Annotated in this window: 28 protein-coding genes; 3 read left to right on the forward strand and 25 right to left on the reverse strand. The window is 40.9% G+C overall.

Going from position 1 to position 26801, the window contains the following annotated elements; translation table 11 throughout:
- Nucleotides 1-82 precede the first annotated feature (82 nt).
- Entirely contained in the window at nucleotides 83-268 is a 186-nt protein-coding gene (locus H7U01_RS00490; protein ID WP_002886071.1) for a hypothetical protein, read from the forward strand.
- A gap of 153 nt (nucleotides 269-421) precedes the next feature.
- Here the strand turns inward: H7U01_RS00490 and eno are convergent, their stop codons facing one another.
- Complete coding sequence (gene eno / locus H7U01_RS00495) at nucleotides 422-1726, reverse strand: surface-displayed alpha-enolase (protein WP_002886048.1); 1305 nt, start codon at nucleotides 1724-1726, stop codon at nucleotides 422-424.
- A 205-nt stretch (nucleotides 1727-1931) separates the two neighbouring features.
- Here eno and H7U01_RS00500 point away from each other — a divergent pair, with 205 nt between their 5' ends.
- Nucleotides 1932-2387 carry a YueI family protein gene (locus tag H7U01_RS00500; protein WP_021144479.1) on the forward strand — a complete coding sequence of 152 codons (456 nt, stop codon included), beginning with the start codon at nucleotides 1932-1934 and terminating at the stop codon, nucleotides 2385-2387.
- A gap of 30 nt (nucleotides 2388-2417) precedes the next feature.
- Here the strand turns inward: H7U01_RS00500 and H7U01_RS00505 are convergent, their stop codons facing one another.
- From H7U01_RS00505 to ccpA, 3 genes are read right to left on the reverse strand one after another with little or no spacing between them, the layout of a single operon-like run.
- Complete coding sequence (locus H7U01_RS00505; RefSeq protein ID WP_201040867.1) at nucleotides 2418-3533, reverse strand: glycerate kinase; 1116 nt, start codon at nucleotides 3531-3533, stop codon at nucleotides 2418-2420.
- Nucleotides 3534-3545: 12 nt separating this feature from the next.
- Nucleotides 3546-4613, reverse strand: a complete 1068-nt coding sequence (locus tag H7U01_RS00510) for an MmcQ/YjbR family DNA-binding protein (RefSeq protein WP_201040869.1) — start codon at nucleotides 4611-4613, stop codon at nucleotides 3546-3548.
- 59 nt (nucleotides 4614-4672) lie between these two features.
- Complete coding sequence (gene ccpA / locus H7U01_RS00515; protein ID WP_014634136.1) at nucleotides 4673-5674, reverse strand: catabolite control protein A; 1002 nt, start codon at nucleotides 5672-5674, stop codon at nucleotides 4673-4675.
- Between the two features lie 312 nt (nucleotides 5675-5986).
- On the opposite strand from ccpA, the gene H7U01_RS00520 reads away from it, so the two are divergent.
- On the forward strand, nucleotides 5987-7069 hold the full coding sequence (locus H7U01_RS00520) for a M24 family metallopeptidase (RefSeq protein WP_201040871.1): 1083 nt from the start codon (nucleotides 5987-5989) through the stop codon (nucleotides 7067-7069).
- A 96-nt stretch (nucleotides 7070-7165) separates the two neighbouring features.
- On the opposite strand, the gene H7U01_RS00525 is transcribed toward H7U01_RS00520, so the two are convergent.
- The 21 genes from H7U01_RS00525 to H7U01_RS00625 form a co-directional block, all read right to left on the reverse strand.
- Nucleotides 7166-7534, reverse strand: coding sequence for a S1 RNA-binding domain-containing protein (locus H7U01_RS00525; protein WP_002886108.1), 369 nt, complete (start codon nucleotides 7532-7534; stop codon nucleotides 7166-7168).
- A gap of 1 nt (nucleotide 7535) precedes the next feature.
- On the reverse strand, nucleotides 7536-8942 hold the full coding sequence (locus tag H7U01_RS00530) for a Cof-type HAD-IIB family hydrolase (protein ID WP_201040873.1): 1407 nt from the start codon (nucleotides 8940-8942) through the stop codon (nucleotides 7536-7538).
- 146 nt (nucleotides 8943-9088) lie between these two features.
- Complete coding sequence (smpB, locus tag H7U01_RS00535; RefSeq protein ID WP_002885905.1) at nucleotides 9089-9553, reverse strand: SsrA-binding protein SmpB; 465 nt, start codon at nucleotides 9551-9553, stop codon at nucleotides 9089-9091.
- A 21-nt stretch (nucleotides 9554-9574) separates the two neighbouring features.
- On the reverse strand, nucleotides 9575-12028 hold the full coding sequence (gene rnr, locus H7U01_RS00540; RefSeq protein ID WP_201040875.1) for a ribonuclease R: 2454 nt from the start codon (nucleotides 12026-12028) through the stop codon (nucleotides 9575-9577).
- Between the two features lie 62 nt (nucleotides 12029-12090).
- A complete protein-coding gene (gene secG, locus H7U01_RS00545; protein ID WP_002886135.1) occupies nucleotides 12091-12327 on the reverse strand; it encodes a preprotein translocase subunit SecG in 237 nt (78 codons plus the stop codon).
- 45 nt (nucleotides 12328-12372) lie between these two features.
- On the reverse strand, nucleotides 12373-12519 hold the full coding sequence (gene rpmG, locus H7U01_RS00550; protein WP_002890443.1) for a 50S ribosomal protein L33: 147 nt from the start codon (nucleotides 12517-12519) through the stop codon (nucleotides 12373-12375).
- On the reverse strand, nucleotides 12509-13732 hold the full coding sequence (locus tag H7U01_RS00555) for a multidrug efflux MFS transporter (RefSeq protein WP_201040877.1): 1224 nt from the start codon (nucleotides 13730-13732) through the stop codon (nucleotides 12509-12511). The genes rpmG and H7U01_RS00555 overlap by 11 nt, the downstream gene beginning before the upstream one ends.
- Before the next feature lie 50 nt (nucleotides 13733-13782).
- Nucleotides 13783-14376 carry a dephospho-CoA kinase gene (coaE, locus tag H7U01_RS00560; RefSeq protein ID WP_064520750.1) on the reverse strand — a complete coding sequence of 198 codons (594 nt, stop codon included), beginning with the start codon at nucleotides 14374-14376 and terminating at the stop codon, nucleotides 13783-13785.
- A complete protein-coding gene (mutM, locus tag H7U01_RS00565; protein ID WP_156685471.1) occupies nucleotides 14373-15194 on the reverse strand; it encodes a DNA-formamidopyrimidine glycosylase in 822 nt (273 codons plus the stop codon). Before mutM ends, coaE begins: the two co-directional genes overlap by 4 nt.
- A gap of 44 nt (nucleotides 15195-15238) precedes the next feature.
- Nucleotides 15239-16138, reverse strand: a complete 900-nt coding sequence (gene era / locus H7U01_RS00570) for a GTPase Era (protein WP_013990908.1) — start codon at nucleotides 16136-16138, stop codon at nucleotides 15239-15241.
- Nucleotides 16139-16160: 22 nt separating this feature from the next.
- On the reverse strand, nucleotides 16161-16565 hold the full coding sequence (locus H7U01_RS00575) for a diacylglycerol kinase family protein (RefSeq protein WP_002890438.1): 405 nt from the start codon (nucleotides 16563-16565) through the stop codon (nucleotides 16161-16163).
- A complete protein-coding gene (ybeY, locus tag H7U01_RS00580) occupies nucleotides 16546-17043 on the reverse strand; it encodes an rRNA maturation RNase YbeY (protein ID WP_002890437.1) in 498 nt (165 codons plus the stop codon). Before ybeY ends, H7U01_RS00575 begins: the two co-directional genes overlap by 20 nt.
- Nucleotides 17044-17259: 216 nt before the next feature.
- Nucleotides 17260-18099, reverse strand: coding sequence for a BglG family transcription antiterminator LicT (licT, locus tag H7U01_RS00585; protein WP_198463982.1), 840 nt, complete (start codon nucleotides 18097-18099; stop codon nucleotides 17260-17262).
- A gap of 101 nt (nucleotides 18100-18200) precedes the next feature.
- Nucleotides 18201-18797, reverse strand: a complete 597-nt coding sequence (recR, locus tag H7U01_RS00590) for a recombination mediator RecR (protein WP_002889030.1) — start codon at nucleotides 18795-18797, stop codon at nucleotides 18201-18203.
- 140 nt (nucleotides 18798-18937) lie between these two features.
- Nucleotides 18938-21052, reverse strand: a complete 2115-nt coding sequence (pbp2b, locus tag H7U01_RS00595) for a penicillin-binding protein PBP2B (protein WP_201040879.1) — start codon at nucleotides 21050-21052, stop codon at nucleotides 18938-18940.
- A gap of 121 nt (nucleotides 21053-21173) precedes the next feature.
- Entirely contained in the window at nucleotides 21174-22010 is an 837-nt protein-coding gene (locus H7U01_RS00600) for an NAD(P)H-hydrate dehydratase (RefSeq protein ID WP_201040880.1), read from the reverse strand.
- Nucleotides 22011-22013: 3 nt separating this feature from the next.
- Nucleotides 22014-22868 carry a bifunctional methylenetetrahydrofolate dehydrogenase/methenyltetrahydrofolate cyclohydrolase gene (locus H7U01_RS00605; RefSeq protein ID WP_201040882.1) on the reverse strand — a complete coding sequence of 285 codons (855 nt, stop codon included), beginning with the start codon at nucleotides 22866-22868 and terminating at the stop codon, nucleotides 22014-22016.
- A 147-nt stretch (nucleotides 22869-23015) separates the two neighbouring features.
- Nucleotides 23016-23792, reverse strand: a complete 777-nt coding sequence (locus H7U01_RS00610; protein WP_201040884.1) for an alpha/beta fold hydrolase — start codon at nucleotides 23790-23792, stop codon at nucleotides 23016-23018.
- 149 nt (nucleotides 23793-23941) lie between these two features.
- Entirely contained in the window at nucleotides 23942-24082 is a 141-nt protein-coding gene (locus H7U01_RS00615; protein WP_201040886.1) for a FeoB-associated Cys-rich membrane protein, read from the reverse strand.
- Nucleotides 24083-24099: 17 nt separating this feature from the next.
- Entirely contained in the window at nucleotides 24100-26238 is a 2139-nt protein-coding gene (gene feoB / locus H7U01_RS00620) for a ferrous iron transport protein B (protein ID WP_201040887.1), read from the reverse strand.
- Nucleotides 26235-26711: a ferrous iron transport protein A gene (locus tag H7U01_RS00625; RefSeq protein WP_002885908.1), complete on the reverse strand. Its 477-nt coding sequence runs from the start codon at nucleotides 26709-26711 to the stop codon at nucleotides 26235-26237. Before H7U01_RS00625 ends, feoB begins: the two co-directional genes overlap by 4 nt.
- Between the last annotated feature and the right edge of the window lie 90 nt (nucleotides 26712-26801).

The raw sequence follows: 26801 nt of genomic DNA on the forward strand, positions 1-26801 counted from the left end.
TACTCTCAAACATATTTCTTGCTAGTTTGCTATAAGCGTGATTAAATAGGATTTGTAAGAAAACTTATAAAGGAGAACCGATATGAATCCAATGGAATTATTTAACCAAGTAAAAGAAATGATCGAAAAGAAAGATTTCGAAGCTGCTAAAAAATTTGTCGATGAAAACAAAGATGATTTGGGCGAGTACTTCGACCAAGCTAAATCTCTTGTTTCAGGCAACGAAATGGTCAGCGGAGCTCTAGACAAGATTAAAGGTCTATTCTAAGACGAAATCCCCGCAGTCAATAAGATTGCGGGGATTATTTATATTTAGAAGTCCTATTTAGGTACAGTGCCTATTATAGGCTAAAATTCTATAGAACAAGCAAAAAAAAGAGATTCCTTAAGGAACCTCTTTTCATTCTATATGACTATAGAATTATTTTTTCAAGTTGTAGAATGATTTCAAACCACGGTATTCTGCAACTTCACCAAGTTGGTCTTCGATACGAAGCAATTGGTTGTATTTAGCAATACGGTCAGTACGTGACAATGAACCTGTCTTGATTTGACCAGCGTTAGTTGCAACTGCGATATCAGCGATTGTTGAATCTTCAGTTTCACCTGAACGGTGTGATACTACTGCTGTGTATCCAGCTTCTTTCGCCATTTCGATAGCGTCGAAAGTTTCAGTCAAAGTACCGATTTGGTTAACTTTGATAAGGATTGAGTTAGCAGCGTGTTCTGCAATACCTTTTTCAAGGTAAGCTGTGTTAGTTACGAAGAAGTCGTCACCAACCAATTGAACTTTACCACCAAGACGTTCAGTAAGAGCTTTCCAACCGTCCCAGTCGTTTTCGTCCATACCATCTTCGATAGTGATGATTGGGTATTTGTTAACCAATTCTTCAAGGTAGTCGATTTGTTCTGCAGCAGTACGAACAGCAGCGCCTTCACCTTCAAATTTAGTGTAGTCGTAAACTTTACGTTCTGCATCGTAGAATTCAGATGATGCACAGTCAAATCCGATAAATACGTCTTTACCTGGTACATATCCAGCAGCTTCGATAGCTTTGATGATAGTTTCAACACCATCTTCAGTTCCGTCGAAACGAGGTGCGAAACCACCTTCGTCACCTACGGCTGTTTCAAGTCCACGTTCTTTAAGGATTTTCTTAAGTGCGTGGAAGATTTCAGCACCCCAACGAAGAGCTTCTTTGAATGTTGGTGCACCAGCAGGTACAATCATGAATTCTTGGAAAGCGATTGGAGCGTCTGAGTGAGAACCACCGTTGATGATGTTCATCATTGGAGTTGGAAGAACTTTAGTGTTGAATCCGCCAAGGTAGCTGTAAAGTGGAACTTCAAGGTAGTCAGCAGCTGCGCGTGCTACAGCGATAGACACACCAAGAATAGCGTTGGCACCAAGTTTACCTTTGTTTGGAGTACCGTCAAGAGCGATCATTGCGCGGTCAATACCTTGTTGATCACGTACGTCGAATCCGATGATGTGTTCAGCAATAACGTTGTTTACATTATCAACTGCTTTTTGAGTACCAAGACCACCGTAACGAGCTTTGTCACCATCACGAAGTTCTACTGCTTCGTGTTCACCAGTTGAAGCTCCTGAAGGAACCATACCGCGACCGAATGCACCAGATTCAGTGTAAACTTCTACTTCAAGTGTTGGGTTACCGCGTGAGTCAAGGACTTCGCGTGCGTAAACATCAGTAATAATTGACATTACAATACTCTCCTTATGAGTTAAAATTTTTTACACCTATATATTACCATAATATCAAGGCTTAAGCAAATTAAAACCAGAATTTTCTAGCGATTTTCTATTTTTTAATATTTTCAATTGTTTTTGAAAATCTCAGAAAGCAACTCAAATGAAAAGGAATTCAAAATATTGTATAATACAAGTAGAAAACTAAGAGGAGATTCCTATGACTTCACTTGAAAACAAAGTGCTCCAATGCGCTAGTGGCGAAAAACGCCTAAATCCCGATGAACTTCGTCAGTATTTTGGAACCTATGCGGAACGTGTAGTCCTAGCTGTTCTATTGGAAAACACCGAAAAGAAAACTGTAATTGACAATTTTCCGCAAATATTAAAAGACTTATTAGCCGTTTACCCTAATCTTAGTCTCAAACTTTCGCCAAAATTAGCCGACCAGACACAATTTACCTATATCAAGACCGCTCAAGCACTAAATATTTCTGCAACTATTGTTGACGAGGCCAAGGCCCATTCACCATACGGTCTTATCGTACATAGTAATCAAGCAGAGAATCTTGATAAAGTATTATTTTCAGAACTCTATCCTGATATCCTTGCTCCTAGTGAAACTGAACCTATCCTTGAAAAAAAGGGATTTTTTGCTAAACTATTTGGAAAATAAAAGCTGATGCAAAGTCAGCTTTTTCTTATATCACAATGTTTTACTGAGCTTGATGACATTCCCAATATTGAGTCCTGTGCGATAGAGATTCTCCTTAGCGGTAGCCAAAACTTGGTCTAACTCTAATACTTGTCCAATGATAGGGAAAGCAGCTGAGATACCTGCTACTGGAAAATCAGGCAAGTCATTCTTCAAACTACCACAGATAGCAATGACGGGAATAGCTGATGGTGTCCGCCTAGCCACCCCGACCGGTGCTTTACCAGACAAGGACTGGCTATCCATACGTCCTTCTCCTACTATAACCAAATCAGCAGACTTCACACGTTGGTCAAAATCAACACAATCAAGTACAAAGTCAATCCCTGATTTAATTTCTGCACCTGCAAAGGCCACCAGGCCTGCAGCCATGCCTCCTCCCGCCCCTGAACCAGCCAATTTTAAAACTTCTGGAGCAAAGTCAGTGTAGAATTGTGACATATCTTGATCAACTTTTTTAAATTGTGAAGGAGACAAGCCTTTTTGTCCACCAAAAATATAGGTCGCTCCATGTTGGCCACACAAGGGGTTATCTACGTCAGTAATCAGACGAATGGTGACACTAGACAAATCAACCTTATTTTTAGAGGATACCTTCTTAATGAGACCAAGATTAGCACCTATTGGCTCAAGCTCCTGTCCCTCAGAATCATAAAAACGATACCCCAATCCATATGCCATACCAATACCACCATCATTGGTAGCAGATCCACCTACGCCTATAATAAACTCTCGGATGCCAGACTGAACCAAATGAACAATTAGTTCACCTACGCCTTGTGTCGTTAGAGCTAGAGGATTTCGTTTCTCCTTAGGAATATGCTCCAAGCCACAAATCGCAGCCATTTCAAAAATGGCAGTCTGGCCATTGCTGGCAAAAGAAACACTTCCGTCACTTGTATAGGCATGAGGAATCTTGATACTTTTCTTCTCAAGATTTAGATTTTCAGCAAGAGCATCTAAGGTGCCCTCGCCACCATCACCTATTGGCATGAGGTCAAAATCAGCGTCGGATAAGGCATTTTCAAAACCTGATTTAAGAGCTAAGGCGACCTCTTTTGCAGATAAACTTTCCTTAAATGAATCAGGTGCAATCAAAATTCGCATGATGTCCTCCTTCTATTTTTCTTTTAGGTAAGGGGATAAGGCCTGAACTAACTCTTCTGTCATATGTCGGGGACCTCGAACAGTTTTAATACCTAAACTCTTTAGTCTATCACTATCAAAGTCAGTATCATTAAAAGTGTATAAGGGTTTAATCCGCATCAACTCCTTAATACTCTCCTCTTCACGATAACCTTGATTAGGGATATTTGCCTCTAAAACTTGACAGAGGTAACGGATGGCCTTGGTAGGTGCCGTAATATAGATAGCCACAAAATCTCCCTTTTGCATACTAGCTTTCTGTGTCCAAAGAATCTCCTCATTTGCGGAAAACTCCTCCCCAATATCGTAGTATTTCAAATTTACTGGGATAATCCAATAATGAGGCTCCGAAGCCTTTCTAAGATGTTTTGGGGCCACTAGGGAGCGACTGTCACTAAGAAGCTCAAAAATGGTCTGGTCCGGCAAGGTCTCATCTAAAACAAGACTAACCCAGGTCTTCTTGGACATATGGTAGCTAGGAAAAACGCCATCCATTTTCAAGAGCTTATCCATTTGCGTCGGATTAACCTTGAGGTTAACCACATCATATGTTAATTCTGCCTTTTCTCCATCAAGCCCTAGTTTTTCTCCCTTAAGAGGAAAAAACAAGGCATACCATTTACCATCAACTCTAAAAGATAGATAGCTTGGTTCCTTCTCGAAAGGTTGGTCTGCTTGGTCTGAAAATTCTTGAGCTAAAAATTTAGCCAGGCGATTAGCTTGTGGAAATGAGAATAATTGATCTTCATAACAAGAATCAGCTACCTGTGACAGAAGTTCTCCATAAGCTTCTCTGACTTGACCAACGTAAGTTCCAGTAGCCTGAGGACTCCTGAAGATATCATAAGGCTCATCAAAATCACTATCGACAACCTGTCCCGTCAGCTTACCTTCTAAATCAATAAACAATCGAGCTTCAAGTTCTTCAGCTATCAGTGTTTTTCTGAACTCATAGCCTTGCTCGGTAGCTGTAAAACCAAAAGGCTCTAGGCTATCAGGTTTTAGGACTTTCTTTTTAAAATAAGCATCCTCAAAAGTCATTGGTTCTCCCTTTTTCTAAAAAAGAGAAGTTGAGACAAACTTATGTCCCAACTCCTTTTTTATTTTGTTGACTGACGTAAGGTAATACCGTGATTAAGAATAACATCTTTTTCTTCAAGCTCTTCCTTATTCATGATTTTAGTCAACATACGCATGCTAACTGCCCCTAAATCATAGAGAGGATGATTAATACTAGAAAGGTTTGGACGTGTGTAGCTTGTAATTGGTGAGTCATTGCTTGTGATGATTTCGAAGTCTTCTGGAACTGATTTACCTGCAGCAAAGAGGCCATTCAAGAGACCCGCAGCCAATTCATCTTCCCCAACATAGGCAGCAGTAGCACCAGAGTTCAAGACACGTTGTGCTAAATCAAAGCCGTCTTTATAGCTATATTTAGCTTCAAAGACAAGTCCTTCATTGTAGCGCAAATTATTCTTTTCAAGTCCAGCCTTATAACCAGCTAGACGGAGCTTGCCATTAATATCATCAATTAGTGGTCCTGATACAAAGGCAACCTTTTCATTATTCTTGGCAAGCTGCGTTACAGAATCCTCAACGGCAGCTTTATAGTCGATGTTAACACTCGGTAATTGGTGTTCGAGGTCTACTGTTCCTGCTAGAACAATCGGCGTACGGGTACGAGAAAATTCTGCACGAATTTTTTCCGTCAAGTGGTAACCCATGAAGATGATACCGTCTACTTGTTTGGCAAATAGAGAGTTAATCACGGTAACTTCATGATCGTCATTTTCATCACTAGATGCAAGAACAATATTGTACTTGTACATCGTCGCAATATCATCAATCCCCCTTGCTAAAGTAGCAAAATAACTATTAGCAATATTTGGAATAACAACTCCTACAGTAGTGGTTTTCTTACTCGCCAAGCCACGCGCAACCGCATTTGGACGGTAATCCAAACGATCAATGACCTCAAGCACTTTTTTTCGGGTGTTTTCTTTTACATTTTTATTTCCATTTACCACACGAGACACAGTCGCCATCGAAACACCTGCTTCACGCGCAACGTCGTATATAGTAATTGTTTCATCAGTATTCATAAAAACACTTCCTTTCTCATTTTACGCTCACTTATTCATGCTAATTGTATCAGATTCTGAAAACACTTTCAATTATTTTGACTGATTTTTTACAAAAAAATGAAAGGGATTCCTTCTTTATGGTTACGAGGAAGAAAGCCATTTCAGAAAAAGGCCTCTCATTTCGTGTTTCCAAGACTATCCATCGCTTACAAAACTAGCCTAAAAAAGTCTCAATGAAAGTAAATGATTTAATGAAAAGCCAAAAAACAACTTGCATTTTCCCTATAAAAGTGACAGAATGAGTGTAAGAAATACAAAGGAGTTTTTTCTATGTCTAAACTTGATCGCATTCGTCATTTTTTGAATGAAAATAAAGCAGGGCTAGCTATTGTTTCAGATCCTGTAACTGTCAATTATCTTACTGGTTTTGATTGTGACCCACATGAACGCCAAATGTTCCTCTTCGTCTACGAAAATCGTGAACCTGCCCTCTTTGTTCCTGCTCTTGAGGTTGCACGTGCCTCTGCTGTACTCGACTTCCCAGTCTTTGGTTATGTGGATTCTGAAAATCCATGGCAAAAAATCAAATCTGGTCTAGCAAGTACAGACAGCTCTATTATTTATGCAGAGTTTGACAATCTCAATGTGACTAAGTTCCAAGGATTGCAAACAGTCTTTGAAGGTCGCTTTGAAAACTTGACACCATTCATTCAAAAAATGCGCGTTATCAAGTCAGCTGATGAAATTCAAAAAATGATTGTTGCCGGTGATTATGCTGATAAAGCTGTTAATATCGGTTTCGACAATATCTCTCTTGACGTTACTGAAACAGACATCATTGCTCAAATCGAATTTGGCATCAAACGCTTGGGCTATGAAATGAGCTTTGAAACTATGGTCTTGACTGGTAACAATGCAGCCAACCCACACGGCATTCCTGGAAGCAACAAAATTGAAAAAGATGCTCTTCTTCTCTTCGACTTGGGCTGTATGGTGAATGGCTATGCTTCAGATATGACGCGAACAGTCGCTGTTGGAAAACCCGATGATTTCAAAAAAGAAATCTACCACTTGACTTTAGAAGCTCAACAGGCTGCCCTAGATATGATTAAACCAGGTGTAACTGCCAGCGAAGTCGATGCTGCAGCACGTAATGTTATTGAAAAAGCTGGTTATGGTGAATACTTCAACCACCGCCTCGGACACGGTATCGGAATGGATGTGCATGAATTCCCTTCAATCATGGAAGGAAATGACTTGGTAATCGAAGAAGGAATGTGCTTCTCTGTTGAACCAGGTATTTACATTCCTGAAAAAGTTGGTGTTCGTATCGAGGACTGTGGTTATGTGACAAAAGATGGCTTTGAAGTCTTCACACACACACCAAAAGAATTGCTCTATTTTGATGTCTAATTAATAAACATGGGTCTTCAATTAAATTGAAGATCTTTTTGTTTGTAGCCAAATCGAAAACACCAAAAAAGCTGACTCATCGAGAGTCAGCTTTTACTATTTTTCCTCATGCTCTTGTCTAAGATAGTCAAGTCCTTCTTCAATCCATCCTGGCATTGCTTCTGCCAAGGGTTTAAAGCCATAGTTCAAACGACTATCAGAGAAACGATGACGATGAGGGATTTTATTTTTTTCTTCCTCAAGGGTTCTCAAAGAAAGACTAGCCTTTTGTGTAAATTCATCAAAATCAACAACTTGAACCAAGACCTCCTGGTCTACCTTGAGGGTATTGTAGATGTTGTCGATATAACCTGTCTTAATCTCCGAGATGTGAATCAAGCCTGTGGTACCATTTTCCAATGAAACAAAGGCACCGTAAGGCTTGATGCCTGTGATAACACCCCTAAGCTTGTCTCCAATTTTCATCTTAGTCTGCTACCTCAACTGTTTCAATTACAACATCCTCAAGTGGCTTATCTTGAGCCCCAACCTCAACATTGGCAATCTCATCAAGCACCTTGTAAGAGTCTTCATCTACCAACTGACCAAAGACTGTGTGACGACGGTCTAGGTGAGGTGTTCCACCATTTTCAGCATAAGCTTCTGCGATCGGTGCTGGCCAACCACCACGTTCGAGTTCCTTTTTAGCGTAAGGAATTTCAGGCGTTTGAACGATGAAGAACTGGCTACCATTAGTATCTGGTCCAGCATTGGCCATAGAAAGCGCACCACGGAGGTTATAGAGCTCTTCAGAAAATTCATCCTGGAAGCTACCACCGAAGCTTGACTCACCACCCATACCAGTACCAGTTGGGTCACCACCTTGAATCATAAAGTCCTTGATAATACGGTGGAAAATCACACCGTCATAGTAGCCACTCTTGGCCAAATTGACAAAGTTAGTAACTGTTAATGGTGCATGATCAGGGAAAAGCTTGATGACCAAATCACCATGGTTTGTTTTAATTGTTGCGACTGGACCTTCTACTGCATCCAAGTCAAGTTGTGGGAAATGAAGTTCTTTTTCTACCAATCCGAGTTCCTCCAAGGCATTGAAAATGCCATCTTCTTCTACTGTTCCTGTAACGTAATCTGCTTTTTCTTTCAGTTCTGGTGTGGCATTACCCATGGCAATCTTAAGGCCAACATAGTCAAAGATTTCCATATCGTTTGGACCATCCCCAAACATCATAGCATTGACCGGTTTAAGTTCTTCATGCTCCAAGACATGCTCGACACCAGATGCTTTTGAGATACCATTTGCTACGACGTCAGATGAGTGTTCATGCCAAGGTACCATGCGGACATGGGCTACGAGTTCTTCTGGTAACTCAAGCTCACCATCATTTTCCGCAAAAGTCCACATATGGTAAACATCGTTCGATAAGTGGAAGTCTGGCTCCACATCACAAAGACCATAGACTGGTTTCATAGCATCATCAATCAAATCTGAACGCTCTGAAACAACTGGCTTATCCTTACCGGCAAAGCCCCAAGCAATCCCAACCTCCTTGCACCAAGCAACAAAAGCTTCTGTAACCTCGCGAGCTAGGGGCTGGTTATAAATTTCTTCCCCTTTTCGATTAATCACATAAGTTCCATTGATGGTTACAAAATAATCGGGCTCTAGGTCTCGAATGTCCTCAACGACACCATAGTAGCCACGTCCTGTGGCAATCCCCGTCAAAATTCCTTTTTCTTTAAGCCCTTTGAAAACAGCCTTAATAGATTCAGGAATGTAGCCTGTCTTTTTGACACGAAGCGTGTCGTCAATGTCAAAGAAAACAATCTTTGTCTTCTTGGCCTTGTATTTTGTTTTAGCATCTACTGGCATCGCTAATCTCCTTTACAGTATCACGACCAGAGTTAGGTATACCTGCTATCCTAACTAAAGACCGTATGGTACTCCCATTATATCATGTCTTAAAGCCAAAAACAAAAAATCATCTAGGACTATAGCAGTCTTAGATGATAGGCGTTTTAACGGTTAACACTCTTGATAATACGTTTGATATCACGTTCTTGTTCACGACGTTTGATAGATTCACGTTTATCATAATCATGTTTCCCTTTGGCAATACCAAGCAATACCTTGGCAAAACCGTTTTTTAGGTATACCTTCAAAGGAACCAAGGTCATCCCTGTTCCCTTAAGGTCATTTTGAAGTTTGGTGATTTGCTTCTTCTTGAGCAATAATTTTCTCGTACGGTCTGGATCTTGATTCCAAATATTACCTTGCTCAAACGGAGCAATATGAACATTAATTAACCAGGCCTCACCATTCTTGATTTGGGCATAGCCATCTTTTAGTTGGATGCGTGCCGCACGAACGGATTTGATCTCCGTTCCTGTCAGTACGATACCCGCTTCAATAGTATCAACGATACTATAGTCATGTCTAGCCTTTTTATTCTGAGCAACAACATTGCCTTCACCCTTTGGCATAGCAGTCCCTCCATTCTCATCCTATTTTCGTTTTTTAGCAACGTCCTTGTAGAAAGGTTTGTTTCCTTTCTTCTTACGACGGCCACTCTCACGTCCCTTGTTATCATTATGAGGACGGTTTTGATTCTTACGCTTGTCTGGTTTCTTAGATGACTTACGGTTTTCGTCATAAGAGCCTTTACGACCATTACCATCTTGACGACTACGGTTATCCCCACGTTTACCACGACGTTCGAAATCTCCATTTTGACGGTCACGACGTGCACCTCTATTGCGGAAGGCTTTCGCTTTCTCTTCACGTTCCTGACGAGCCTTGTGGTCTACTTTTTCAGTGACATCATACTCGCCTGGAAGGTATTGGAAGTCAATGTCTCCTGTTTCCTTATCCGCACGTGTTAATTTGACACGGATAGGTTGACCAACTCGGAAAGTCTTACCAGTTTTCTCACCCTGAAGTGTCATGGTACGTTCATTGTAATTGTAAAATTCTGGAAGGGTCGTGATGTGAACCAAACCTTCGATAGTGTTTGGCAATTCCACAAACATACCGAATTTAACTACACTTCCGACAATACCATCGAATTCTTGACCAACAAACTCTTCCATGTATTCCGCTTTTTTCATAGCTTCAACGACACGTTCAGCATCAATGGCACGACGTTCAAGAGTTGAAGATGATGTCGCTAATTCAGGAATAACCTCTTCAAAATGTTCACGCGTTTCTTGAGACATATTGTTAGTGTACTCACGAATCATTCGGTGAACCAAGAGGTCTGGGTAACGACGGATTGGACTAGTAAAGTGGGTATAGTACTGAGCCGCAAGTCCGTAGTGTCCGTGATTGTGTTCTGAATAGCGGGCTTGTTGCATTGAACGAAGCAGCATCATGTTCATGACCTCTGCTCCAGGTTTTCCCTGAACTTTGGCCATAAACTCTTGCAAGTCTAGCTGATCCATCTTATTGGCAGTTCCTTTGATTTGAACACCAAAGATAGAGGCATAATCCATGAAGCGTTGCAATTTCTCAGCCTTTGGCTCTTCGTGGATACGGTAAATAAATGGCAACTTAGCCTTAGCAAAGTGCTCTGCCACACATTCATTGGCAGCCAACATGAAGGATTCAATCATTCGCTCGGCTGTTCCACGTTCACGCACCACGATATCCACTGGCATTCCCTTCTCATTAACCAAGATACGAGCTTCAGATGTATCAAAGTTAAGGGCACCTCGACGCTCACGCATGTCTTCTAAAATCTTATGCAATTCTGCCATAGCTGATACAGAATCCATGATTGGCTTAAACTGCTCAATCTTTTCTGGATTTCCAGCCAACATCTCATTGACATCACTGTAGGTCATACGGAAGGTTGTATTAATCACAGATTGGCAAATCTTATGATTAACCACCTTACCTTTTGGAGTAATCTCCATAATGGCTGACTGAGTCAAGCGATCAACATTGGGATTTAGTGAACAAATACCATTTGAAAGACGCTCAGGCAACATTGGCACCACACGGTCTGTCACATAAACCGAAGTCCCACGTGCTACGGCCTCACGGTTAAGAGCTGAACCTTCAGTGACATAGTAGGACACATCAGCAATATGAACACCAAGCTCAAAATTACCATTTGGCAAACGTTTAATATGGACCGCATCATCCAAGTCCTTCGCATCAGCTCCATCAATAGTAAAGGTTACCTCTTGACGAAGGTCAACACGACCAAGGAGGTCTTCCTGACTAGGTGCATCTGGTACAGCTTCTGCTTCCGCCATGACATCCTCTGGGAACTCTGAAACAATATCCATTGATTCTAAGACTTCCAAGACATCAATACCAGCATCCCCTTGATGACCAATAATGTCACGAACACTTCCTACGAAATAATCATAGTGACGGTTAGGGTATTTTTCAATATCAACCTTGATAATTTCAGTACCGTCTAGGGCAACTGGTTCTTTCTTAATATAAATTGGCTGCTGAATTTTTTGATTTTTAGACTTAATGTAACCAGCATAAGGTTCTTTCTCGTCGCTAAGGATAAATTTCCCTACAACAGTCTTAAGCGAACGTTCTACAATTTCAACAACTCGTGCTTCCGCTGCTGTCCCACGCAAACGATCCGCTGGCTTCTTGATAACAACAGCAACAGTATCACCATCAATGGCATGGCCAACATCATTACGACCAATGAACATATCATCTTCACTGTCATCGACATGCAAGAAACCAAAACCGTTCTTATTGGCACGGAAAACACCTTCAACAGTCACCTGATTTGGATTTTCTTTCTTAGGACGCAAGGAAACAGAGCCATCTCGATTAAAACGCAACTGCCCCTTACTTTCCATGGCTGATATGGCCTTGATGAGCTGAGGAAACTTTTCTCCCCCAGCATGATTAAGAGCCTGGGCAATGTCGTTTACACTGGATTTCCCATGCTCCTTCAAATAATTTATAATAGATTCTTTCATGATTTCCTTTTCTTTTATTTATTGACTATAACGCAAAAAATGAGCCAACCTCAGTCAGCTCATTACTTACTTGAGAGAATGGAAAGGACGATTGCATCTACAATCCATAGAAAAACCATGATTCCTGTAAAGCGTTGCATAAAGGCTTCAAAACCACGTGGTTTACTACGTTCAAATAGTGCTTCTGACCCACCACCATCAAAGACATTGCTACTTGGATTCTTTTGTGGCTGCATGAATACCGCAATCACAATAATAGCTGACATCACCAAGAGCAGCGTTAATAATAAGTCGTACATAGTTATTCCTCCGAAAAAGTCCTTTTTATTCTACCATAGAACCCTTTAAGATTCAACATGTAAGGTTACTTTTCTATCCTTGGGGCAGAATTTGGGTACCTGAATTTTCTCAGGATGATTTTGTTTATTTTTACTTGTGAGATAGTTGATGCTCCCACATTCACTACACTTTAAATTAATTTTAACTCTCACCTATATTCTTGACTCCTAGCAATTTTCTAAAGATGATTAAGGACCAGACAAAATTTCCAAAGACAATCATTGCGGTCACAAAGAAGACCCAGCGATAACCTAGTCCAGTCGCAACTGCTGAACCAACAAAAGGACCTAAAACTTGTCCAATGTATGAAAAGCTTTGATTAAAGCTAAATATTCTTGAGATTCCTTCCTTGGGTGTCATCTTGGTCAATAAAGAATTGACACTAGGCATAAGGGCACCCACACCGAAGCCATAGGCAAAACGTAAGATACCCAATTGCAAGGCTGAACCGGCAAAACCACAGAGGAAATACAAGAGGAAGCTATAAAATAGTCCTATTAAAAGCAAGCGATGATTCCCAATACGGTCTCCTAATTTTCCCAGAAAAGGGGTACTCAAGAGACTAGAGAAGCCCATAGCAGAAACAATTAAACCTGAGTAAAACAGGATATTGTCCCTCTGACCTAAATAACGAATATAAAGTGCCAACATAGGCGCAATCGATTGGGCAGAAATCTGGATAATCATACTGGTCACAAAAAGGCCAATTAAGATAGATTTGCTGGGAATTTTCGCAAAAACCTGAGAAAGGGTCATCATCTCTCCCTTTTCGATAGGTTGAAAATCCTCTCGCAAACCAAAGACAGTTAAGAGGCAACAGATAAATAGAATGAGGCCCACCAATAAAAAGGTCCCTCTCATACCAAACGCCTCAGACAGGGTACCACCTAACAAAGGGCCAATCAGAACACCTGCCGTTAGGCCCGTAGATAAGGTCCCCAGGGCATAGCCAGAACGGTTCTGAGGAACCTGACTAGCAATTAAAGCTGTGGCATTTGGAACATACCCCGCAAACAAACCATTCAGCGTTCTTAAGAAAAGCAGCCAGAAAACATTTGGGACTAAGGCAAGACCTCCCATTGTAAAAGTCATCACCATGCTGGCTCTAATCATCATGGGCTTTCGGCCATAACGGTCAGCCAAGCGTCCCCAAATAGGAGAAACCAGGGCTGAGGCTAAAGCAGAGATAGCAACAGACAAACCAGTATACCATTCAACCATGTCTCCTTTAACACCTAGTTCCTCAATGTAGAGGGCCATGAAAGGCATAACAATGGAGAAACTAGCGCCAGTAAAAAAGGTTCCTATCCATGCAATTTTAAGGTTACGTTGCCAATCAGTACTTTTAAGCTCTTCTTGGCGCAAATAATCATCTTCTTTCTAAAATTCACTATCCATTATATCACAATGACTAGCTATGAGGAGCTAGGTAAATCATTTATTGCGCTCTTCACTTTCTCCTTCAAATCATCGAGACTAGCATTATTATCAAGAACCAAGCTGGCATAAGGCTTTTTCTCTTCTAAAGACATTTGGCTATCAATACGCATCTTAGCTTCCTCAAAACTTAAGTGATTACGTTTCATCAAGCGTTGGCGCTGGACCTCAGGTAACACTGCCACCAACCAAATCTGGTCAAACCAGTCCTGATACCCATTCTCAATAAGTAAGGGAATATCCATGAAAAAAACATCTTCTTTCTTGGCCAAACAATCCCTTTGAGTTGCTAGTTCCTCTCGAATAATTGTCCCTTGAATCTCAGCAGACCGATGTCTCATCTCCTCATTCGAAAAAATCAGTTGCCCTAGTTTAGGACGATTCAATTCTCCATTAGGAAGGAGAATCCCCTCTCCCAACCAATCAAGCAAGGCACGATACAAACGGCCTCCTTTGGCCTGCATATCGTGGACAAGCTGATCAGCATCAATGACCTTGTAACCTGCCTCTTTAATCATTTCAACAACCGTTGATTTTCCTGAAGCAATACCACCTGTTAACCCAATAATCATCGTTTCTGACAATGAGGACACAAATGTGTCCCTCTCCCTCCTAACTTGATTTTCTCAATTGTGCTTGCGCAGCGTGGACAAGGCTGTCCCGTTTTTCCGTAAACCTGCAAATAGTTCTGCATGGTTCCGTCCTCACCAAGGGCATTACGATAGGTCCTTATGGTTGAGCCGCCTTTTTCAATGCCAAGCTGTAAAATGGCAATCGTTTGATCATGGACCCGCTTCATGGCTGCCTTGCTGAGTTCCTTTGCTGGCGTTTCAGGATGAACCTTGGCCGCCCAAAGCACCTCATCAACATAGATATTTCCTAGACCAGCCACCAATTTTTGCTCCAAGAGGAGACTTTTAATGGGCTTTGCAGAACTCATCAAGGCTCTCTCAAATAGAGCGTATTTAAAGGCCTTCTTAGTAGGCTCAGGACCAAGCTTTTTCCTTGTAAAATAAGCCTCCTCTTGACTTTTAGCCAATAAATCAAAGGTCCCAAACTTGCGGATATCTTGATAGACGAGGGTGGAGCCATCATCTAACTTAAAAAATAAGTGAAAATGCTTGTTGCTAGGAACTTGATCTGTAAACAGCAGGTATTTTCCCTCCATACGCAAGTGGGAAATCATAATCAACTGTCCAAAGTCAAAAATCAAGTACTTGCCTCTTCGTCGCAGGGCTTGAATGGCTTGACCAGGTAAATCAGTCAAAAAACTATCGTAGGAGGTCTTAATCATTTTTGGAACCTTGACCTCAAGCGACAAAATAGTCCGACCTACTACTAACCTTTCTAAACCTCGTCTAACAGTTTCTACCTCAGGTAACTCAGGCATCTGCTCCTCCTTCTAGCAAGAAAGCCGAGCAAGTGCCCAGCTTTTTAATATTCTTTTTCATTGTAACCAAAATCGGCCAAATCAAGTTTTTTATCACGCCAATTTTTCTTAACCTTAACCCAGGTTTCAAGGAAGACCTTGTCCCCAAGCATGACTTCAATATCTTTACGAGCAAGGGTACCAATTTTCTTGAGCATGGAACCTTGTTTACCAATAACAATCCCTTTTTGGCTGTCACGCTCAACCATGATTGTCGCACGAATATGAATCTTATCCGTGTCTTCATCACGCTTCATCTCATCAATGACAACCGCAACGGAGTGTGGAATTTCTTCACGTGTCAACTGAAGGACTTTTTCACGAATCATCTCTGATACCAAGAAACGCTCAGGGTGATCGGTGATTTGGTCCGCTGGGAAATATTGGAAACCTTCCTCAAGGTTATCACTCAAGACATCCACAAGGTGGGAAACATTGTTCCCTTGGAGGGCAGATATCGGAATAATCTCCTTGAAATCCATTTGTGTACGGAAATCGTCAATCTGCTCTAGGAGCTGATCTGGATGGACCTTGTCAATCTTATTGATTACCAAGATAACTGGAACTTTAGCTTGTTTGAGGCGTTCGATAATCATATTATCACCCTTACCACGAGGCTCATCCGCTGGTACCATAAAGAGGACTGTATCAACCTCACGAAGGGTTGAATAAGCAGATTCCACCATAAAATCCCCAAGAGCCGTCTTAGGCTTGTGAATCCCTGGGGTATCGATAAAGACAATCTGTTCCTTATCGGTTGTGTAAATTCCCATAATTTTATTACGGGTTGTTTGAGCTTTATCACTCATGATAGCAATCTTTTGCCCCATAACATGGTTCAAAAACGTTGATTTTCCTACATTAGGACGGCCGAGAATAGCCACAAATCCAGATTTAAATGTCATATAACTTCTTTCCTATTTCGTTTTAATTGAAAATTAAGTGCCAAATTTTAGGTATGAAAACAATCATCCCCGTAATGACTGCATAACAAGAAACCACTAAAACAGCTCCAGCGGCCATATCCTTGGCATTTTTGGCTAGCATCGAAAAGTGATAATTACTAGCTAAATCGACAACATTTTCAATGGCAGAATTAACAATCTCTAGGGCAATTACGAGAAAAACTGCCATCAAAAGAAAGAGCCATTCTGTCGCAGACACACGGAAAATCAAGCCAGCCAATACCACCAAGATAGCTGAAACCAAGTGCTTACGCATATTGCGTTCTTCTTTAAAAGCCGTTATTATTCCTGTCAGAGCAAACTCAAAACTAGCTGTAAATTCTCTATTTTTCCACTTTTTTTGTGGATTATTGTCGCGTAAGTCCATAAGCAGTCAAAATTTCTTCCTGTAATCCAAACATTTCCGCTTCTTCTTCTGGGGTGTAATGGTCATAGCCATTGATATGGAGAAAACCGTGAACAGCCAAGAAACCCATCTCACGTTCAAAACTATGTCCATAATCCTCAGCTTGTTCATGAGCCTTATCAACGGAAATAAAGAGTTCACCGATATAACTATCAAACTCTCCCATCATTTCAGCTAATTCAGGATTTTCAGCCAACTCTTCCTCATCAAAGCTAATATCTAACTCAGGCTTATACTCCAAACTAATGACATCCGTTGGACGGTCTGTATCACGATATTCCAAGTTTAGTTCGTGGCTGCGTTCGTTGGTTACAAATGTAACAGCCATTTCCTTGTCTTCCTTGCCAAGTTTTTGTGCTGCAAAATCTAGCAACTCCAAAGTTTGTTCTTTTAATTTCTCAGAGACTTGTCCAGTCTCGTCAATCATTTCAATATACATAAGATTCTTTAGGAACGGCTATGCTCACTTCAAGCACAGAACCGCTCGCTTCCTTTCACTAACTCATTAGCTTTTTATAGAAATACTCAAATACATAGAATCCTAACTTTGAGTATTTTTAGTTTAATATTAATCACCTCATTATACCATAAGGACACAGAAAAAGCAGACTTAAGTCTAATTGTCTGCTTTTTGTATGGCCTCTCCGTGAATCGCTTACTTATCCAAACTATCCTTAAGACGTTGAATATGAATGGTTAAATAGACCTGTTCGTCCAAACTCAATTCAAAAGTGTAACCTGTCTTAATATAGTTAGCAATCTTTTGGGTACAGATAAAGGATTCTGGATAATTTACCCTAACCTGCTCGTAAAGAAAAGCATCATTTTTACCACCACTAACCCCACTCACAATCCGTTGCGCTAGATAGCGAAGATGTGTAATAAATCGGTTATAAGAGAAACTATCCTCCTCCAAATCACAACCAAAATGAAGACGGACAATGTCACTAATTCCAACTACAATTTGAGTCATCTGTCGGTCTTTTTCATGGAGACCCGCATCCTTTTGTGCATTGACAAAATGTAAAGCGACAGAGGCAGCCTCATCATCTGCCAATTTAACTTCTAAATCCTTGGCAATCAAACAAAGAGCTTGTTTTCCAATCTCATACTCCCGAGGGTAAAATTTTCGAACCTCCCAAGCCAAGGGATTCTGCAGAGAAATACCTTCTCCACTTCTTTCAATGGCGTAATGTAGGTGGTCAGCTAGGGCGATGAAAAAAGAGGGGTCAAACTTGGTTTGTAAGACAGCTTCAGCAAAAGTAAGGATATTCAAAAAGACCTGCATTTCACCTTCAGGCAAATTGACATAAACACGAGACCATTCATCTACTGCCTCTGTATTTTCTAAAACAAAAGTCTTTTCAATCTTTTCCTTATCAACAAAGTCTCCGACCTTCTTTTGAAAGCCCAGTCCCTTGCCCATGACAATGTATTCCACATTATTATCCAAAGCCTGAACAACATTGTTGTTTAAAATCTTTTCAATCTGCATCATGATCCCTCGTCATTAAAGCGTTTACTTTATTTTACCAAATTTTTAATGAGAAACCTACTTACTGCAAACGAAAAGCGCTGGACTTACCAACACTTTTCCTAAAGTTCTGTTCGATTTTCGATAGCTCTTAGCAAGGTCACTTCATCAGCATACTCGATGTCAGAACCAACAGCCAAACCACGCGCTAAACGAGTCACCTTGATTCCCGCAGGTTTGAGGACACGTGAAATATACATAGATGTTGCCTCACCATCTGCTGTTGCATTAGTAGCAATGATAACTTCGTCAACCTCGCTATCCATAAGACGAGTAATCAAACTTTTCAAGTTAATATCATCTGGTCCAACACCATTCATAGGGGAAATAAGCCCTTGAAGCACATGGTAGAGACCACGGTATTCCTGAATCTTTTCCATAGCTGAAACATCTTTGGAGTCTTCAACAACCAAAATCTTAGTACGATCTCTCGTTTCATCTGTACAAATGTTACAGGGATCATCATCTGTCAAACGACCACAGACCGAACAATAAGTCAATTCACGTTTGGCTGCCAAGAGATTTTTTGCGAAATCATTGACATCTTCATCAGACATGCTAATAGTATAAAAAGCTAGGCGTGTCGCTGTTTTAGCCCCAATTCCAGGGAGTTTTGAAAAACTATCAATCAGCTTCGCAATTGGAGTAGGATAAAGCATGAAGGTCTCCTGTTCTTTATATGATTTTATTCATCTCTTATCTTTTGTCACTGTCATGGATATGTCTTTACCCAAGAACAAATACTCAAACACTATATCACAGAAAAATCCCTCGTGCAAGGCACAAGAGATTTTCATATTTAGTGAGTATTTTGATAAAGTTCCATGATAGCTTTGACCGCATTTTGATGAGCCTTACTCTTCCAGTCTAGAGCATGTGGATACATAATCCCAACTGCCAACTTAGTACCATCTTTGGCAGTCGCATAGGCCACTGCATTAAGGTTAACCGTTGTTACAGAGTTACCGGAAGCATCCGTTGCATAAGTTTCGGCTGTCCCTGTTTTACCACTAATTGGAATGATAGAACTTGCCATAGCTTTACCAGTCGCAAGGCTAGAACCGGAATTAACGACATCATTAAATCCTTGTTGGATAATCCCCATCTGCTCAGAATCAAGAGGTAAGGTATTTAATACACGTGTATCTACCGTTGAGGCTAGAGTTCCTAAGCTACCATTAGTGCCAGCATCATAGATACCACCCACAATATGAGGTGCTACACGTTTACCACCATTGGCAATTGAAGCAACATACTGAGCTAGCTGAATGGTTGTATAAGAATCGTACTGACCAAAAGCTTCTGTCAAGACGTTGGCTACATTGTAATTCTTAGAAATATACCCTTCTGATTCTCCAGGCAAATCAAGTCCTGTAGATACCCCCATACCAAAATCAGCGTAGGTATCACGAAGTGTCGTCATGGCCTTATCCATATTGTCAGTCGACAAGGCCATACCTGGAACATATTGTTGGCCAAGTAGTTTGATTGCAATCTGCACCATATAGGTATTTGATGAATATTCTAGAGCCTGTGTCGCGGTAATAGGACGGCTACCTTGATCTGTAAACCAAGACGTAATCGAGGCTGAACCAGCAATGTTGATTGGTTGGTCAGTCAAGACCTGATTTCCATAGATGGCACCTGAACGCCAACCAGCAGTTAGGGTTGCTCCCTTAACAACAGATCCTGGAATAAAGACATCAGTGATTGTTCCTAAGGCATTTGCTTTAAAATCTTGTGCTCCTTGTTCATGTTTTTGCCCCGCCATGGCAAGTACAGCACCAGTGTCAGCATTCATAACAACGGCATACATTCCTTCAGAATAGGTAGCTTTGTTCTCTGAAATCTCTGAAGAAAGCTGTTGACCTAGGATATCTTCAACTCCCTTTTGGAAATCAAGGTCGATGGTCAACTGCAGATTGTTACCCTTACTTCCCTTTTGAGTGACTTTATCACTATCAACTTCGCCTTCCTTGTCCACTGTAATCTCACGAACAGTATGTTTCCCTTGTAGCTTCTCCTCGTATTCTTTTTCTAGATAAGAAGTTCCTACACGGTCATTAAGGGCATAACCTTTTTTGAGGTATTCCTTGGCATCTTCTTGTGGCAAACCTGCTTCTGAACTTGAGACTTTCCCGATGAGAGGAGACAAGGCTGAATCAACCGTATGACGCTCCCAATCCTTAGCAACCGTAATACCATTAAGTTCCTTCTGTTTAGCTGCTACAATCGCAATTTGTTCAGGCGTCAAGTCTCCTGTTTTCAAGGTGACTGTTGAGAAATTAGAAACAGCATTCATCTGTGAGTAAATGTAGACAATCTTAAGCTCATCCTCAGTGTAATCCACTGCTTCATCAGGAACGGCATCAACAGCATTGTTGTAAATAGTAGCTTCAGCTAATTTATTACCAAACTTATCTGTTTTCTTGTCCTTTGGAAGATCATTAACCACACGTTTGTAGGTGGCAGAATCTGCTAGATAGAAATCGCGTTTCTGGCGTGCTGTTACCTTCGTCTCCGTTAGTGTTACCATGGTCGCTAACTTCTCAGCTACCTTCTTCATAGTATCTGATGACACCAAATTGCTACGTGTAAAGGTGATAACGTCCTTACTCTGGTTGGTCGTAAGAGCGACCCCCTTAGCATCAAAGATTTGCCCACGTTCGCTTGCAATTCTAACCGTATACTTGGAGTTATCCTCTAATTTTTTCGTATAAAACGATTTGTTATAAACCTGCATATAGGTCAAACGTGCAAAAAGCAACAAAAAAAGGACAAAGACTACACCAAAAAGCAAGTAAACACGACGTGAGATGTTTACTGGCTTTCTAGGCTTATTCGCTCGTTTTTCTTTTTGTTTTTGGCGCCGTTTTTCCCATTTTTGACTGAGTTTTTTCGAAAATGATGTCACTTTTTTTCCTCTATGTTCTCATAAAAATTCTCTTTTATTTTATCACAAATAAGCTTCAGCAATCTTAAAAAAATGTCGAAATCTAAAAAAACTTGCCTCAATACAAGACACGTTTTCTAGATTATATTGACAACTTTTTCATCCAGCTAGGAATGGCTTTACTAATATGTGTCGGCAAAACCACATAGGCATTTTTAGCCAAATCATCAGCGATAGCTGAGTGAAGCCAGGTAGCCACTGTGACAGCCTTATAGCGATCAATTGAAGAAAACTGGGCCAGAAAACCAGTAATCATACCAGCCAAGGTATCTCCCATTCCTCCTGTGGCTTGATAAGGCCCACCAACTTCTAAATGAGCTACTTTTTCACCCTGATAGACAGCCGTCTTGTGACTCTTGGCAACCAGGATTGTCCCAGCTCGGAACTCTCCCAAGGCTTTTTGAGTGTTGGAAACTGTCTGCTCTGGAATCCTTAAACCTGAAAAGCGTTCCCATTCTTTTTGATGTGGGGTGAGAGTAAGGTGACAATCTGGTAAGTCCTTCTTATTTTTCTTAGCCAAAAGATTGAGAGCTGAACCATCAACAACCAAATTTTTATCTGCCCTAATATTTGCCAGCACCAAGTCCATAGCCTGACTAGCTACACCATCTTCACCTAGGCCAGAACCGATTAATACCACATCAGCTGCCCTAAGATTCTCAAGAAATCTTTCAGTCTCTCTAAGGTCAAAAGCCATGGCTTCAGGGAGATGAGCATGAAGGGCTGTGATATTTTCACGATCCGTAGCCACTGTGACCAAGCCTGCCCCACTATTGACACAAGCTATGGCAGCCATAATGATGGCACCACCATAAGGATAAAGTCCACCAACTAAAAGCACTCGACCGTAAGAACCCTTGTGAGACTCTCTCAAGCGAGGTGTTATCACTTGCCTAGCTAAATCGTCATCAACTTTCATAAACTATCCTTTCGCACTACGAAGAGCAGCTTGATAGGTCTGTTCCATCAACATAGTAATAGTCATAGGGCCTACACCACCTGGAACAGGCGTGATCATGCCAACCTTATCTTTCACTTGATCAAAATCAACGTCACCACAAAGTTTGCCTTCTTCATCACGGTTGATTCCCACATCAATGACAACAGCACCCTCTTTGACATATTCTTCTGTTACAAATTTTGCACGTCCAATAGCTACAATCAAGACATCTGCCTTGCTACAAACCTTAGCCAAATGCGGTGTTCGTGAGTGGGTCAAGGTAACTGTAGCATTCTTTTCTAGAAGAAGCTGAGCCATAGGTTTACCAACAATATTACTACGTCCGATAATAACTGCTGTCTTACCTTCCAATTCAACATTGTACGCACGAAGGATTTCCATAATCCCAGCCGGTGTACAAGGTACCATTTGACGACGACCATTCCAAAGATTACCAGTATTCATAGGATGGAAACCATCGACATCTTTTTTAGGATCAATAGCCAAAAGAATACGCATTTCATTAATATGATTCGGCAGTGGCAACTGAACCAAGATACCATGGAAAAGCGGATCCTGATTATAACGCTCAATAACTTCAATCAACTCTTCCTCACTAATACTCTCAGAAAGATTGACCGTCTGACTATGGAAGCCAGCCTTTTTAGCAGCACGTTCCTTATTACGCACATAAACCTGACTGGCAGGGTTATCACCGACCATGATTACCACGAGTCCTGGCACAATCCATTCCTTTTCTTTTAGACGTGCTACCTTTTCTTGCAATTGATCCTGCATTTTAACAGCTAGGGCCTTACCATCCATTATTATCGCCATGGGTGTTCTCCAATACATACTTTTTTTCAATTATACCATAGTGAGGACTCTTTGTGACTAAATTTTCTAAATTTTCAAAAAGACGTTTCAAATGAAAACTAAAAAAGCTGGAATTGCCTTCCAACTTCTTCTGATTATCTTTCGTGACTAATCCACAAAACCATTTTGCTGACTCCAACCCTTAATAACCTTCAAGGTCTTTTGCTGGTATTTGCCACTTTCATACATGTGATCTGCACCTGTTAAGGAAACGAAAACAGAATCACGGTAGTTCTTAGCTGTTCTTCTAGCAATATTAGGATGAGTCATCTTATCCTTGGTTCCTGAAATGACGAGAACAGGACATAAAATGTTACTAAAGTCCACATAAGCTGCCTTAGTCTTATCAAACCAATGAAGAGCCATCTGAGTATAAACTTTTCCTGATTCAGGAACCAGATTAGCAAAAACTTCCTCTTTCAAAGCTTCCTCTTGTTCATTCATGCAATACTTGAAAAACTCCTTTTTATAAGGGGGCATGGCTTTTTTCCAAAAACCCCAGCGTAAAAAGTGTTTGCCAAAACAAGCTAACATTGTTGGATAAAAGGCATAAATATCTGCTGTCGGAGCAGGTCCCATGAGAATCATACCAGCAACTTCTGTCTTTTCAGCAACCATTTGAGCCACTAGACAGCCTAAAGAGTGCCCCAAAATGAGTGGTGGTTGGTCTAGACTTTCGATCAAAGCCACTAAATCATCTCGATAGTCCTGCAAGGTAACAGTCCCAACTTTAGCTAGGCACTCTTGATAAGGTAGGTCATGGTAACGAAAGCTAGGTGTATGCACCTTGTATCCCATTTGACGTAGACCTGTCGCAAATTCTCCCCAAACATTGCCATCACACCAGGTCCCATGAATTAGGACAATCTCTCTGTTCAAAACCATTCCTTATACATCTCCCTTTTTTGTTAAAAATTTAGATTATTTATCTATCTTATAGTATCATACTTCCAACCTACATACCTTTATACATTTCTTACAATCGTAAGAAAATGGTCTCTTATTCATTTAAGAGACCATTTTTCTATATATTATTAGCGATTAGCCTTATGCATTTCTTCCTTAACCGGACAAGAACACTCACAATCGCCACAAGAACCTTTTCCTTTGATATAGTGACGGATGCCAAGAGCAGCCAAAGCAAAAATAATGAAGGCAATGATAAACGTTGACATAACAATTCCTCCTAAACCTAAATATGGGCTTCTTGAAGATTATCCAAGCTAATGATTTGATCCTTAATCTGACGTGGTTTACGAACCACAAAATAAATCATGGTCACTAACAGCAAGAAAGCAACAAAAGTCCAAATTGTCATTGACTTGCCGTATAGGATAACTTGGCCAAACTGATAAAGAATTAAACTCACACAATAAGCTAGGCCTGTTTGAAAACCGATAGCACCAACCGTCCATTTAAGATTGGCCATTTCACGCTTAATAGCTCCAATAGCCGCAAAACATGGGGCACAAAGTAAATTAAAGACTAAGAAGGAATAAGCTGCTAGGGAAGAATAATCTCCTCGTAAAGCCGCAGCTAAACCAGCTTCACTGCTATTATGATAGAGAATACCAAAGGTGGCAACAACAGTCTCCTTGGCAGCTAAGCCTGTAAGAGCCGCAACTGTTGCCTTCCAATTTCCAAATCCAAGTGGATCAAAAATCCAAGACAAACTCCTACCGAGAGTCGCCAAAATGCTGGCTTCCGTATCTACCGTATGTAGCGTAAAGTTGTAGTTAGACATAAACCAGATAAGAACTGTCAAACTGAAAATGATGGTTCCCGCACGTTTGACAAAACTCATAGCCTTACCAAAGGCATAGCGCAAAACTGACATGGCTTTAGGCCAATGGTAAGCAGGCAATTCCATTATAAACGGACTGGTTAGGCCACCCAAAAAACTCGTCTTTTTGAGGGCAATACCTGATAAGATAATGGCAGCCATCCCAATAAAATAAGTACTTGGTGCTACTAATGAGTTACTAGGGAAGAAAGCTCCAGCAATCAAGGCAATTATTTCCAACTTGGCCGAACAAGGCATGAAGGTTGCCGTCATAATGGTAATGCGACGGTCCCTTTCATTTTCAATAGTTCGACTAGACATAACCGCTGGAACCCCGCAACCTGTCGAAATCAACATGGGAATAAAGGATTTTCCAGAAAGCCCAAAACGTCGGAAAATACGGTCCATAACAAAGGCAATACGACTCATATATCCAATGTCCTCAAGCACACCCAAACAGATAAAGAGCACAAAAATTTGAGGAAGGAATCCTAGTACTGTCCCAATCCCAGCAACGATACCATCAACAATCAAAGACTTAAGCCAGTCCTGAACTTGAAGAAAGTCAAGACCAGAAGTTACCAAATCTGGAACATACTTACCAAAAAGCACATCGTTAGCCCAGTCTGTCCACATGGTTCCAACAGTTTGGATAGATAAGAAATAAACCAAATACATAACTGCTGCGAAAATTGGTAAAGCCAAAATACGGTTGGTAACAATCCTATCAATCTTATCTGACAAGGTCAGTGCAAAATCTTCCGTATGACTTTGAGCCATCTGACAAACACGTTCAATAAAGGCATAACGCTCATTAATGACAATTGACTCCGCATCTTCTGTGAAAATTTCCTCAGTGATACGAATGATATCTTTGATTTCTTTTCGTTGGAATGGGGACAAGTCTAGCTCATCCTCAACTAAAGCATCGTGTTCAAAGAGTTTAATGGCATAAAAACGCGCAGACCTTTGTGGCACCGAATTTCCCAAGACTTCTAAAATTTGTGAGATGGCAGCTTCTAACTTATCGTCATAAATTGGAAAAGCAATGTCGGCAACTGTAGAGGTTGTCGTATGAGCCGCCTTCTTCACTACCTGATCAACACCAGTTTGCTTGAGAGCGCTAGTGGCTACTACTGGTACACCTAGATGATAAGATAATTTATCAACATTAATCTGCTTTCCCTGAGCCTCTAAAACATCACTCATGTTAAGCGCTAAAGTGACTGGAATACCTGTCTCAATCAACTGCGTTGTCAGATAAAGGTTACGCTCCAAATTTGTTGCATCGACTACATTTAAAATGCTGTCTGCCCTTTGGCTCAACAAATAGTCACGCGCCACCTTTTCTTCAGGGCTATAGGGTGACATTGAGTAAATCCCTGGTAAATCCTGGATTTCTAAATCCTTATTCTTTTTGACCATACCACTTTTTCGTTCTACAGTAACACCCGGCCAGTTACCAACACGCTGATTGTTCCCTGTTATCAGGTTGAATAAACTGGTTTTACCACTATTAGGATTACCTATTAACGCAATTTCTGTCATTTTTCCACTCCCTCATCCAGCATGACCACACTAATCATTTGCGCTTCCGACTTGCGTAAGGTTAATTCATACCCTCTCAAGCTAATTTCTAGAGGATCTCCCAAAGGGGCTACCTTACGCAACAACACTCGAGTACGCTTTGTAATTCCCATATCCATAAGACGTCGTTTGGTTTCATTTGCTGAAAAAATATCAGTAACAATAGCCGAACGTCCAACTGGTAATTCAGAAAGAGGTATCTTTTCCTGATCTTCCTCGGCAGGTGCCAAATCAATCTTATCCAGAATCGACGCATCAAAGGCTAAGCGACTCCCTTTAACGATAATAATAGCACTGTTTTTGGTCTTAGTTACCACCTCAATCGTTTCACCGGCAGCCAACCCTAGGTTAGATAAGTGTAAAAGACTATCCTTAGGGAGGTTAATGCCAAGAATCCGGTAAGGCGTTTTTAAGGCCGCATCATATATGAGCATATTTCTTGACCTACTTTATTATTTTTGATACGGCATCATTATAGCATATTTATCCATCTTTTCCGCAATATTATCCTAAACAAGAATGAT

The sequence above is a fragment of the Streptococcus sp. 21.1 genome (assembly GCF_016648635.1).
Lineage (GTDB): Bacteria > Bacillota > Bacilli > Lactobacillales > Streptococcaceae > Streptococcus.

What these genes read in the sequence shown, in the direction of transcription:
- H7U01_RS00490 (WP_002886071.1), top strand. Translation starts at nt 83, where the DNA reads ATGAATCCAATGGAATTATTTAACCAAGTAAAAGAAATGATCGAAAAG.
- eno (WP_002886048.1), bottom strand. Translation starts at nt 1,726, where the DNA reads ATGTCAATTATTACTGATGTTTACGCACGCGAAGTCCTTGACTCACGC.
- H7U01_RS00500 (WP_021144479.1), top strand. Translation starts at nt 1,932, where the DNA reads ATGACTTCACTTGAAAACAAAGTGCTCCAATGCGCTAGTGGCGAAAAA.
- H7U01_RS00505 (WP_201040867.1), bottom strand. Translation starts at nt 3,533, where the DNA reads ATGCGAATTTTGATTGCACCTGATTCATTTAAGGAAAGTTTATCTGCA.
- H7U01_RS00510 (WP_201040869.1), bottom strand. Translation starts at nt 4,613, where the DNA reads ATGACTTTTGAGGATGCTTATTTTAAAAAGAAAGTCCTAAAACCTGAT.
- ccpA (WP_014634136.1), bottom strand. Translation starts at nt 5,674, where the DNA reads ATGAATACTGATGAAACAATTACTATATACGACGTTGCGCGTGAAGCA.
- H7U01_RS00520 (WP_201040871.1), top strand. Translation starts at nt 5,987, where the DNA reads ATGTCTAAACTTGATCGCATTCGTCATTTTTTGAATGAAAATAAAGCA.
- H7U01_RS00525 (WP_002886108.1), bottom strand. Translation starts at nt 7,534, where the DNA reads ATGAAAATTGGAGACAAGCTTAGGGGTGTTATCACAGGCATCAAGCCT.
- H7U01_RS00530 (WP_201040873.1), bottom strand. Translation starts at nt 8,942, where the DNA reads ATGCCAGTAGATGCTAAAACAAAATACAAGGCCAAGAAGACAAAGATT.
- smpB (WP_002885905.1), bottom strand. Translation starts at nt 9,553, where the DNA reads ATGCCAAAGGGTGAAGGCAATGTTGTTGCTCAGAATAAAAAGGCTAGA.
- rnr (WP_201040875.1), bottom strand. Translation starts at nt 12,028, where the DNA reads ATGAAAGAATCTATTATAAATTATTTGAAGGAGCATGGGAAATCCAGT.
- secG (WP_002886135.1), bottom strand. Translation starts at nt 12,327, where the DNA reads ATGTACGACTTATTATTAACGCTGCTCTTGGTGATGTCAGCTATTATT.
- coaE (WP_064520750.1), bottom strand. Translation starts at nt 14,376, where the DNA reads ATGATTATTGGGTTAACAGGTGGTATTGCTTCAGGAAAATCAACGGTT.
- mutM (WP_156685471.1), bottom strand. Translation starts at nt 15,194, where the DNA reads ATGCCTGAGTTACCTGAGGTAGAAACTGTTAGACGAGGTTTAGAAAGG.
- era (WP_013990908.1), bottom strand. Translation starts at nt 16,138, where the DNA reads ATGACATTTAAATCTGGATTTGTGGCTATTCTCGGCCGTCCTAATGTA.
- H7U01_RS00575 (WP_002890438.1), bottom strand. Translation starts at nt 16,565, where the DNA reads ATGGACTTACGCGACAATAATCCACAAAAAAAGTGGAAAAATAGAGAA.
- ybeY (WP_002890437.1), bottom strand. Translation starts at nt 17,043, where the DNA reads ATGTATATTGAAATGATTGACGAGACTGGACAAGTCTCTGAGAAATTA.
- licT (WP_198463982.1), bottom strand. Translation starts at nt 18,099, where the DNA reads ATGCAGATTGAAAAGATTTTAAACAACAATGTTGTTCAGGCTTTGGAT.
- recR (WP_002889030.1), bottom strand. Translation starts at nt 18,797, where the DNA reads ATGCTTTATCCTACTCCAATTGCGAAGCTGATTGATAGTTTTTCAAAA.
- H7U01_RS00600 (WP_201040880.1), bottom strand. Translation starts at nt 22,010, where the DNA reads ATGAAAGTTGATGACGATTTAGCTAGGCAAGTGATAACACCTCGCTTG.
- H7U01_RS00605 (WP_201040882.1), bottom strand. Translation starts at nt 22,868, where the DNA reads ATGGCGATAATAATGGATGGTAAGGCCCTAGCTGTTAAAATGCAGGAT.
- H7U01_RS00610 (WP_201040884.1), bottom strand. Translation starts at nt 23,792, where the DNA reads ATGGTTTTGAACAGAGAGATTGTCCTAATTCATGGGACCTGGTGTGAT.
- H7U01_RS00615 (WP_201040886.1), bottom strand. Translation starts at nt 24,082, where the DNA reads ATGTCAACGTTTATCATTGCCTTCATTATTTTTGCTTTGGCTGCTCTT.
- feoB (WP_201040887.1), bottom strand. Translation starts at nt 26,238, where the DNA reads ATGACAGAAATTGCGTTAATAGGTAATCCTAATAGTGGTAAAACCAGT.
- H7U01_RS00625 (WP_002885908.1), bottom strand. Translation starts at nt 26,711, where the DNA reads ATGCTCATATATGATGCGGCCTTAAAAACGCCTTACCGGATTCTTGGC.